We start from the raw sequence: 9,174 nt of genomic DNA, 5'->3' as shown, positions 1-9,174 counted from the left end.
TTCAATTTAATAACAATTTAATAAATTATAAGGGAAATTTTTTATGAAAAATTCGAATATAGGTCTTATTGCGTTTTTTTTAGGTGCAATTGCAAGTTCTGAAGCTTATGCAGAAAATATTCCAGAAACAATTCCACCATCATCAAAACAAAATCTTATAATAAATCCATCTGCAAATACCGAAAATAAAACTTTTAACTATGTACAATTTTTAAAAGACTATAATAATAGAATAAATGATAATAATCAAAAATTGAATATTGATAAGACTACGGAACAATTAATTCATTTATCTCAAGACGAATATTTTAAAAACCAAGCCTCTCGCATTCAAGCTGAATTAAATATAGTCATTAGTAATGCTCAAAGAAATAATAATCAAATTGATAAAAATTCTTCTGACTATAATCAATTAAAAGTTGATTCCCTTACCATGCAAAAATATATTAAAGAAAAATATCCTGATGCTTATTCATCGCTTGAAAAATTAAAAAATGACAAAGAATCTGTAAATTTATTACAAAGTATTCCAAGTATGAGCGTTCTTTTAGACTCATCTGTTTATGCGAATGCAGCTGTAAACACAAATGTATATGCAAACGCAGAAGCTGTAGCAAATGCTGTTGCCGCAACAAATGCTGTTGTCGCTACAAACGGTTTTGTTGCGGCCGAAGTCTTTATTGTAATCGCTGTATTTGTAGTATAAGGAAATTATAAAATGTTAATATTACCACATTCTCTTTCATTAATTACAACTCATCATTGTACTGCAGCCTGCGATCATTGCTGTTTTTCTTGCAGTCCTAAAATTACAACAAGAATTCCAAAAGAAAAAATAACATCTCTAATTGAAGAAGCACAAAAAATTCCGACAATGAAATTAGTTTGTTTTACAGGTGGAGAATGCTTTACTTTAGGAAATGAATTAGATGAACATATTTCTCATGCAACTCGTTTAGGATTTGTAACAAGATGTATTACAAATGGCTATTGGGCATTTTCTTTAGAACATGCGAGAAGAAGAATAAAAAAGGCGAGAGAAAGTGGCTTAAAAGAAATCAATTTTAGTACAGGGACATTTCATCAAAAGCATGTTCCCATTGAACGTATTCTTAATGGAACTCTTGCTGCAGCAGAAGTTGGAATTTTTGTAGTTATTAATATGGAAATTTGTGACCAAAGTGATGAATCTATTAATAATATTATATTAAAAAATGAAAAATTAATTGAACTTCATAATTCTAAAAAAATTTTAATACAAAGAACTGTATGGATTGAAGCAGATGGAAACACTTCTTTAAGCCATCCCGAAAACCGATCCCGATTTCATCCTAATAATATAAGTTCATGTAGAACGGTTCTTAATGTACTTTCTGTTACTCCAACACAAGATCTTATTGCTTGCTGCGGTCTTCATTTAGAAAAAATTGACGAATTGCATTTAGGAAGTTTAAAAGATAAATCTATTATGAATGTTTTAAAAAATTCCAAAGATGATTTACTTAAAATATGGATTCATTTAGATGGCGTAGAAGAAGTATACATACAAGCACAAAAAGAAGACCCTTCAATTTCATTACCATATTCTTCAACTCATCCATGTGAAACTTGTTTGAGTTTATATAAAAATAAAGAAGCTTTTCAAGCCATTCAAAAAGTTGTTAAAAAACATGAAAAAGATATTATGGAAAGATATATGCAAAAATTAACTTTACAAATGTTTGATCGAAATGTAGTTAGTTAAATTGTAAGTACAAAAATTTTTTGATATTTTAACCCCTTAGTTCAATTCTTTTCCTTTATATAATGAAATTATACTAATTAAGGGGCTAAAATGAATACAACCAATATATTATTTAATTTAGTAAAATTAATATTTGCAACTTTTATTGTTTACTCTAGTCAATCCTACTCTAATTCAATTCAATCTAAAAATGATTTAAAAATACCAGAAACTCTTAAAGTTTGTACTGCAGGCGGATTTATTCCATTTACATATATTTCTAATGGCAATTGGTTTGGATTTGATATTCATATGATGAAAGCTTTTTCTAAACATTTAAATTCTGAATTAGAAATATTAAACTATAGTATTGATGGCATTATTCCTGCATTAAATGCTAAAAAATGTGATTTAATTTCCACGGGTATGGTTATTACTGAAGAAAGAAAAAAGTCTGTACTTTTTAGTAATTCTTATTTCAAAAGCAAAATTATTTATTTATTTAAAAAGACAAATTTAAATTTAGACAAAATTAATAATGTAAATGATTTAAATAATTCAAATTATAAAATAGGTGTCAAAATTGGAACAACTAATGATTTTTATGCGGCTAAAAACTTAAATAAAGCAAATATTTTTAAATATAATGAGTATGGAGATCTCGTAAATTCTGTCCGAATTGGAAAAGTAGATGCCATAATAATAGATTCTACTTATGGCTTATATCTTGAAAAAAAATTTCCAAATATTTTTAAATTTAAAGAAACAGAAAAAAACGAACAATATTTTGGCGTTGCAACAAGATTATCAGAAAAAGAACTTATTAAAGAGTTTAACTATTTTTTGAGTAAATGGAAGAGTGACGGTGAATACGAAAAGGTGTATAAAAAATTCTTTTAATAATTTTATTTTGAAATTTGCCATGATTTTGGAAATTTTTTTAGCATAAATTTGTTATCTATTATTCTTTGTAAAATTCTTTTATTACTATCGGTCATATTTATAAAAACCAAGCCAACAAGATTTTCATTTTCATTTTCATTTTCAAAATGCCTTACTTCTGCTTCAATAGGTTCAAGCATTAAGTTAAATTCTTTTAATAATCTTTCATCCTCTATTAGCAACACAACTCTTTCACCACATTTAAAAATATAGTTATTCGATATATTTAATAATGCACCATGAATTGAAATATTTTTAAAAGAGTTATTTGGTGATAATAAAACGCCATTTCTATATAAAGAAACAACAAACTCTATATCATGTCTAGCACTTTTTCTATTTTCTTTTTTTATTTTTAGTTACTTTAGCCATATAGATCACTAATCCTTAATTAAAGCTTAAAGAAAAGTTCGTCTGAATAGTTTCCTTGTTTTCGAATGTTTCTAGCTGATTGTATAAGATCTAAATAACAATTGTAGGATGAAGGATAAACAGCAATACAGGGATGAATTGCAGACTCAGACAAATACCATAAAAACTCATCCGTTACTTTTTTTTGCATTTCTATTTCAGAAGATTCAGAGACAAGATCTTTTAAAAATGGAATATTAAACTGCTCTGCAAGCCAAAGAAAAAAAGATTTAATATAATCTGAAAACATTTTTACATCAAAAAGAAATAAAATAGATTGCGCCCGAATTTCTTGGATATGAGGAAAAATATTTCCTAAATATACTTGCATAAACTCTTCAGCACTTCGAACATTAAGCAATTCATCGGTAGGAAGATAACGTTTTACATCTATTTTAGAAGAATGAAAAATACTTAAATGTTGTCCGATTAATAACCATCTTGAAATAGGAAAGTTTGCAATTTCTCCCATAGCAACCTGCATAAGTAATGATTCTTTTTCAAAAACAGAAAAATAACCTTGCACAATGCTATCTGAAATCTCATTCTCAAAAAAAGTAGGGGTGGAATAAATAGATAATCCGCTTCCAGAAACAGGAACACGTGTTGAAAATGAACCAATTCCAAGAAACGTTTCAGGCAAAAAACCTTGAGATGTCCGATTTAAGACATACTTAGCGCATGCTGCATTATTTTCTAGTAAATGAATTTCTCTCATTAAATAAGTTGCCTTATTTGAAAATGATTAATAACTCGAATTAACGTACAGACTTAGCAATCGCATCTAAAATTCCATTTACAAAACTTGGAGAATTTGCTGATCCATATTCCTGAGCTATTGAAGCTGCTTCTGAAATAATGACACCAAGATCCGTGTCGTTACGTTCTAAAAGCTCTATCGTTGCTACTCTCAATACTGCTAAATCAACCTTTGAAATACGTGATATTTTCCAATTTTTTGCATTTTTTTCAATAAGCTCATCAATCTTTTTACTTTGATCAAAAATAGCGTTTAAAAGCGACCTTAAAAAGTCTTTTTGCAACTCAACTACTTCAGACTGTCTCATAAAATTATCAAGAGACTGTTTCTGCATGACAAATTGTTGATTTAAATCTTGCTGATAAATAAATTGTACAGCATATCTCCTAATTTGCTTAAAATCTGCTGGTTTTAATCCAGTAGTGCCACCAATCATAAAAATGAATTTCCTAATAGAGAAGATTTTAACATAACCATTTCTAAAACGGCATCAGCAACATCGGCTCCTTTGTTGCCTGATTTTCCACCAGCCCTGTCAATTGCCTGCTCCATTGTATCGCAAGTCAAAATGCCAAAAGCAACAGGTACAGAACGTGATAATTGAACATTCATCAATCCAGAAGAAGTTGAAGAACATACATAATTATAATGGTCTGTTGCGCCTTTAATAACAGCTCCTAAAGCAAGAACACCATGAACTTTCTTTTGATCAATTAAAATTTGAGCTGCTAAAGGAGTTTCAAAACTACCAGGAACCTCAATTTCTACAATATTTTCAGCCTTAACTCCTCTTCTTAAAAGAAGATTTTTTGCACCTGATGCTAACTTAGAAGTAATTACTTCATTAAATCTGGCAACAACAATACCTATTTTTACTTCTGATGGCTTCATTTTATACCCTCCAAAGTCAAAAAAATTGAATCAATCGGAGAGTGTCTAACACAATGAGTCATTTTAACAAAGGAAAGTTTAATGCCCTAAAAGAATTCTTCCCACAATCATTCTTTGAATTTGTGAAGTTCCTTCATAAATTTGAAAGATTTTTGCATCTCTCATTAACATTTCTACAGGATATTCTTTGTTATATCCGTATCCACCAAATATCTGGACAGCATCTGTGGTAATTCTCATACAAGCATCAGCTGCAAACATTTTTGCTAAAGAAGCAAAATAGGTATTTTTTCTTCCTTCATCGACTTCACATGCCGCTTTCCACACAAGAAGCCTTGAAGCTTCTATATCTCGAGCCATTTCAGCAAGAATAAAGCTAACGCCTTGATTTTCTGATATTAATTTTCCAAATGCAGAGCGTTGTTTTGCATAGTCAATGGCGCACATCATTGCTCTTTGTGATAAGCCTACGCATTCAGCAGCTACAGCAGGCCTTGTTCTATCAAATGCCCCCATTGCTAATTTAAAGCCATCACCTTCTTTTCCTAATAAATATTTTTCTGGAATTTCAACATTATCAAAGGTAACACCACGAGTATCACTACAGCGTTGCCCCATATTATCTTCTTTTCTTCCAATTGTGACACCTGGTGTTTTTGCCGGAACTACAAATCCCGTCATTCCCTTATGGCCTGCAGCAGGATCTGTTTTTGCTAAAACAAAAAACCAATTTGCATAATTTGCATTTGTAATCCACATTTTTGAGCCATTAATAATATATTTATCTTTTACTTTTTTAGCTGTTGTCTTAATTCCGGCCACATCACTTCCAGCTCCAGGCTCGGTCACACAGTAAGAAGCCATTAAACAATCATCCACCATGGGAGCTAAAAATTCTTTCCAAACTTGTTTATTTTCAGATAAAATAACAGGCACAGCAGCAAGATCATTTGCAAGTGCTGCTGTACAGAATCCCGCACATCCCATAGCTAAAGCTTCTGAAATGAGACAATGATCAAAGGTACCAAGACCCAACCCACCTACTTCTTCTGGAACAAAAGCATTGAGCATTCCCAATTCATGGGTTTTTTTTAACAATTCAATAGGAAATTTTGCTGTTTCATCTAATTCTTTTGCTTTAGGCCAGACTTCTTTATTTGAAAAATCTTTTGCCATTTCAAATAATTGCTTTTGAGTTTCATTCAAATCAAACATAGCCATAATCTATCTCCGTATAAATTAACAAAACAAGTCAAATTCTCTATTCATTCAAATTATGTTCAAATTTAAAAAGCCGCAATGGTAAAAAGTAAAATACAAGACAATTTGGCATTTACTGCAATAAAGGAATATGAGAGTTTGCTCAAATCCATCTAATCAGATAATTTAAAAAAAGCAAAGGTAACTCAAATTGAGAAAAATCTTTTTTTATAGGGGGATTTGTGTCAGAAAATACAAAATTTAGTTTTATGAAAAATATATTTAATGGTCATATACCTGAAAAGTCTTTACATCATTTTCCATTTTTTAATACTCATCGTGAAAATGATTATATGATGATGGCTAATTCAATAAATGACTGGATGAAACAAAATGTAGATAGTATGAAGTTTGATCAAGAAAAAAAATTGCCTAGCGATATTATACAAGGCATGAAAGAAATGGGGTTATTTGGATTAATCATTCCTGAAGCTTTTGGTGGAAGTGAGTTTACACAAACTCTTTATACACGAACTCTCGAATTGCTAAATAAACACGACGCATCAGTTACCTTAACAGCAGGCGCTCATAGTTCCATTGGTTTAAAAGGTTTATACTTATACGGAAATGAAAAACAAAAAGCGAAGTATATGCCAAAACTTGCCACAGGGGAAACGATTGCCTCATTCGCATTAACAGAACCTACTGCTGGATCTGATGCCGCTGGAATAAAAACACGCGCTGTCAAACAAGGCGATCATTATATAATAAATGGTTCTAAATTATGGATAACAAATGGTGGATTTGCAGACTTTTTCACAGTTTTTGCAAAAGAAGAAATAAATGGTGAGGATAAAATAACAGCTTTTATCGTAACAAGAGATATGGGTGGAGTTAGTCATGGATCAGAAGAACTCAAATTAGGAATAAAAGCATCTTCAACTGTTGAAGTCTTTTTTAAAGACGTAAAAGTACCTGCAGAAAATATATTAGGCAAATCTGGTGATGGATTTAAAATTGCAATGGGAATATTAAATCAAGGACGAATGGGGCTTGCCGGCGGAGCTCTTGGTGCCATGAAATCTTTAATGGATGAGAGCATAACTTATACAAAAAATAGAAAAGCTTTTGGTCACTCTATTTCTGATTTTGGACTTGTTCAATCTATGCTTTCCGATATGGCTATGTATATATATGCTTCAGAATCTGTTACTTATTTTGCAACAAATTTAGTTGACTCAGGAGATACAGATTACAGTATAGAAGCAGCTATTTGTAAAGTATTTGTTACTGAAGTTGGTTGGAAAACAATAAATACCGCTATGCAAATTCACGGCGGAAATGGTTATATGGTTGAATACGGAATTGAAAGAAAACTAAGAGATGGCCGTATTGGACTTATTTTTGAAGGCACAAACGAAATATTAAGATTATTTATTGCTATGACAGGACTTAAAGAAACAGCTTCACAATACCAACGTCTAGGCAAAGAATTACAATCATTACAAAGCACAAAAAATTTAGACTTTTTAAATAATGCTATAGGGAAAATTGGATTTTTATCTGAGTTTGCCTTTAGTGAAGTGAAAAAAAGTGTCATAGCAGAAAGACTAGAAGGTTTTCATCCCGCTTTAGAAAAAGAATGCGAAAGACTCTCATCAGCAACTCATGCTTTAGCAAATGCATCATCAAAATTAATTCGAAATTATGGCCATAAATTAATTGATGAACAACTACAGTTAGCAAGACTTGCTGATATTGCAATTGATACTTACTTAATAGCTGCTGTATTAGCTCGCATTAATTCTGTAATTGAAAAACACGGCGGACCTGAAAAAAATGAAACAGAATTAGCAATGGCAAAACTTATAATTCGTGACGCTAAAGCAAGAGTCAATCAGAGCGTTTATAATTTAAAGGCCAACCATGATGATGTCATAAAAAATGTAGCTAAAAAATTAATAGAAAAAGAGAAATATCCTTTCCCAATTGATAATGTAAAATAATTTTATTTTGTTGAAAGTTTTAGACCTATTATTCCGCTAACAATCAATAATAAACAAATAATTCTTATTAAATTAGCGGATTCCCCTAGCATTATAATACCATAAATAGCAACACCGACAGCCCCAATTCCTGTCCAAATTGCATATGCCGTTCCTATTGGCAAATTTTTAAGCGCTAAAGATAAAAAAGTAAAACTGATTGCCATTCCAACAATTGTTACAATAATAGGTAACGGCTTAGATAAACCATCAATATTTTTTAATGAAACAGCCCAAACAATTTCAAAAAATCCAGCTAAAAATAAATACACCCAAGCCATAACGATTTCCTTAAAAAAATTTTAATATAAAATGTAAAAGATGAAGAACTCTATCAAAAGAAATTTAATATTTCATATTTTTTTAATTAAATCCAATATATTTTAAAAAATATTTTAATGTATTTTTAAAGAAATTTCATTTCCAATTGCTAAAGCGGAAGTCAGGCCAGGGGATTCAATTCCTAATAAATGAATAGAAAATAAATTATCATTTGTTATTTCTTTAATTAAAAAATCCTCATAAAGATTATTATCAACAAATAACTTTGGCCTCACACCAACATAATCAGGAGAAATATCTTCATACTTAAGAGATGGAATTAACTTTTTTCCAGATTCTAAAAATTTTTCTTGGCATAATAAATCATTTGAATTTATCTTATAAAGATCAATATCTGTTGCGTCATGGGTTTCAGAAAATGACCAATCGATATCGGGCCCTAATTTTAATTTACCATTAAGATCAAATGTAATATGAGTACCTAAACCACCCATTGGATCTGGTAATGGATAAATTAAGTTTTTAAAATAATCTTTGTATTTGTAACTTAATGAAAAATAACGCCCTCTACAAGGTTTAATTTTAAAATTATCTTTAATACCAAAAGATTTAGCTACTTTATCTGAATTTAAACCACCAGCATTTATAAAATTTCGACATTTAATATAATAAGGGCGATTATTTTCATCAAATATTTCAATTAAGTATGAATCTTTGTTGATATTTAAAATTTTATTAAATGAACTTTTATATACAAAATGTACATTATTTTCTATTGAAGATTGTTCCAAATATTTCATTAACGAATGGCTATCTAATATACCTTGATCCTCCCCTAAGAAAGTAGACACCCAGATCCGAAAAAAACTTATAGGAAAGAGGTGTTGAAATGGTGTTAACCAAAAGAAGGTATACAAGCG

Annotated in this window: 11 protein-coding genes; 4 read left to right on the top strand and 7 right to left on the bottom strand. The window is 30.2% G+C overall.

Annotated elements, in window-relative coordinates; genetic code table 11:
• Positions 1-43 precede the first annotated feature (43 nt).
• From ACIQ56_RS10885 to ACIQ56_RS10875, 3 genes are all read left to right on the top strand, one after another.
• Entirely contained in the window at positions 44-706 is a 663-nt protein-coding gene (locus ACIQ56_RS10885; RefSeq protein ID WP_397601082.1) for a hypothetical protein, read from the top strand.
• A gap of 12 nt (positions 707-718) precedes the next feature.
• A complete protein-coding gene (locus ACIQ56_RS10880) occupies positions 719-1,744 on the top strand; it encodes a radical SAM protein (protein WP_397601081.1) in 1,026 nt (341 codons plus the stop codon).
• A 90-nt stretch (positions 1,745-1,834) separates the two neighbouring features.
• On the top strand, positions 1,835-2,623 hold the full coding sequence (locus ACIQ56_RS10875; RefSeq protein WP_397601080.1) for an ABC transporter substrate-binding protein: 789 nt from the start codon (positions 1,835-1,837) through the stop codon (positions 2,621-2,623).
• A 5-nt stretch (positions 2,624-2,628) separates the two neighbouring features.
• Here ACIQ56_RS10875 and ACIQ56_RS10870 read toward each other — a convergent pair whose 3' ends face one another.
• The 5 genes from ACIQ56_RS10870 to ACIQ56_RS10850 form a co-directional block, all read right to left on the bottom strand.
• Positions 2,629-3,018 carry a PilZ domain-containing protein gene (locus ACIQ56_RS10870; RefSeq protein ID WP_397601083.1) on the bottom strand — a complete coding sequence of 130 codons (390 nt, stop codon included), beginning with the start codon at positions 3,016-3,018 and terminating at the stop codon, positions 2,629-2,631.
• A 38-nt stretch (positions 3,019-3,056) separates the two neighbouring features.
• Entirely contained in the window at positions 3,057-3,794 is a 738-nt protein-coding gene (locus ACIQ56_RS10865) for a hypothetical protein (RefSeq protein ID WP_397601079.1), read from the bottom strand.
• A gap of 40 nt (positions 3,795-3,834) precedes the next feature.
• Positions 3,835-4,272: a transcription antitermination factor NusB gene (gene nusB, locus ACIQ56_RS10860; protein ID WP_397601078.1), complete on the bottom strand. Its 438-nt coding sequence runs from the start codon at positions 4,270-4,272 to the stop codon at positions 3,835-3,837.
• Positions 4,269-4,727 carry a 6,7-dimethyl-8-ribityllumazine synthase gene (ribH, locus tag ACIQ56_RS10855; RefSeq protein ID WP_397601077.1) on the bottom strand — a complete coding sequence of 153 codons (459 nt, stop codon included), beginning with the start codon at positions 4,725-4,727 and terminating at the stop codon, positions 4,269-4,271. The genes nusB and ribH overlap by 4 nt, the downstream gene beginning before the upstream one ends.
• 78 nt (positions 4,728-4,805) lie before the next feature.
• Positions 4,806-5,948, bottom strand: a complete 1,143-nt coding sequence (locus ACIQ56_RS10850) for an acyl-CoA dehydrogenase family protein (RefSeq protein WP_153420333.1) — start codon at positions 5,946-5,948, stop codon at positions 4,806-4,808.
• 221 nt (positions 5,949-6,169) lie between these two features.
• Here ACIQ56_RS10850 and ACIQ56_RS10845 point away from each other — a divergent pair, with 221 nt between their 5' ends.
• Positions 6,170-7,933: an acyl-CoA dehydrogenase family protein gene (locus ACIQ56_RS10845; protein WP_397601076.1), complete on the top strand. Its 1,764-nt coding sequence runs from the start codon at positions 6,170-6,172 to the stop codon at positions 7,931-7,933.
• A gap of 2 nt (positions 7,934-7,935) precedes the next feature.
• Here the strand turns inward: ACIQ56_RS10845 and sugE are convergent, their stop codons facing one another.
• Together sugE and ACIQ56_RS10835 are read right to left on the bottom strand one after the other, a co-directional pair.
• Positions 7,936-8,253: a quaternary ammonium compound efflux SMR transporter SugE gene (gene sugE / locus ACIQ56_RS10840; protein WP_397601075.1), complete on the bottom strand. Its 318-nt coding sequence runs from the start codon at positions 8,251-8,253 to the stop codon at positions 7,936-7,938.
• Positions 8,254-8,367: 114 nt separating this feature from the next.
• The coding region (locus ACIQ56_RS10835) for an NAD(P)/FAD-dependent oxidoreductase (RefSeq protein ID WP_397601074.1) at positions 8,368-9,174 on the bottom strand (807 nt) is incomplete at its 5' end.

Source organism: Silvanigrella sp. (assembly GCF_044369315.1).
Taxonomy (GTDB): domain Bacteria; phylum Bdellovibrionota_B; class Oligoflexia; order Silvanigrellales; family Silvanigrellaceae; genus Silvanigrella.
The sequence above is the reverse complement of the archived record's forward strand: the minus strand, read 5'-3'. Positions and strand labels throughout refer to the sequence as shown.

Excerpts from the sequence above, each read along its gene's own strand:
- ACIQ56_RS10885 (WP_397601082.1), top strand. The coding sequence starts at position 44 with ATGAAAAATTCGAATATAGGTCTTATTGCGTTTTTTTTAGGTGCAATT.
- ACIQ56_RS10880 (WP_397601081.1), top strand. The coding sequence starts at position 719 with ATGTTAATATTACCACATTCTCTTTCATTAATTACAACTCATCATTGT.
- ACIQ56_RS10875 (WP_397601080.1), top strand. The coding sequence starts at position 1,835 with ATGAATACAACCAATATATTATTTAATTTAGTAAAATTAATATTTGCA.
- ACIQ56_RS10865 (WP_397601079.1), bottom strand. The coding sequence starts at position 3,794 with ATGAGAGAAATTCATTTACTAGAAAATAATGCAGCATGCGCTAAGTAT.
- nusB (WP_397601078.1), bottom strand. The coding sequence starts at position 4,272 with ATGATTGGTGGCACTACTGGATTAAAACCAGCAGATTTTAAGCAAATT.
- ribH (WP_397601077.1), bottom strand. The coding sequence starts at position 4,727 with ATGAAGCCATCAGAAGTAAAAATAGGTATTGTTGTTGCCAGATTTAAT.
- ACIQ56_RS10850 (WP_153420333.1), bottom strand. The coding sequence starts at position 5,948 with ATGGCTATGTTTGATTTGAATGAAACTCAAAAGCAATTATTTGAAATG.
- sugE (WP_397601075.1), bottom strand. The coding sequence starts at position 8,253 with ATGGCTTGGGTGTATTTATTTTTAGCTGGATTTTTTGAAATTGTTTGG.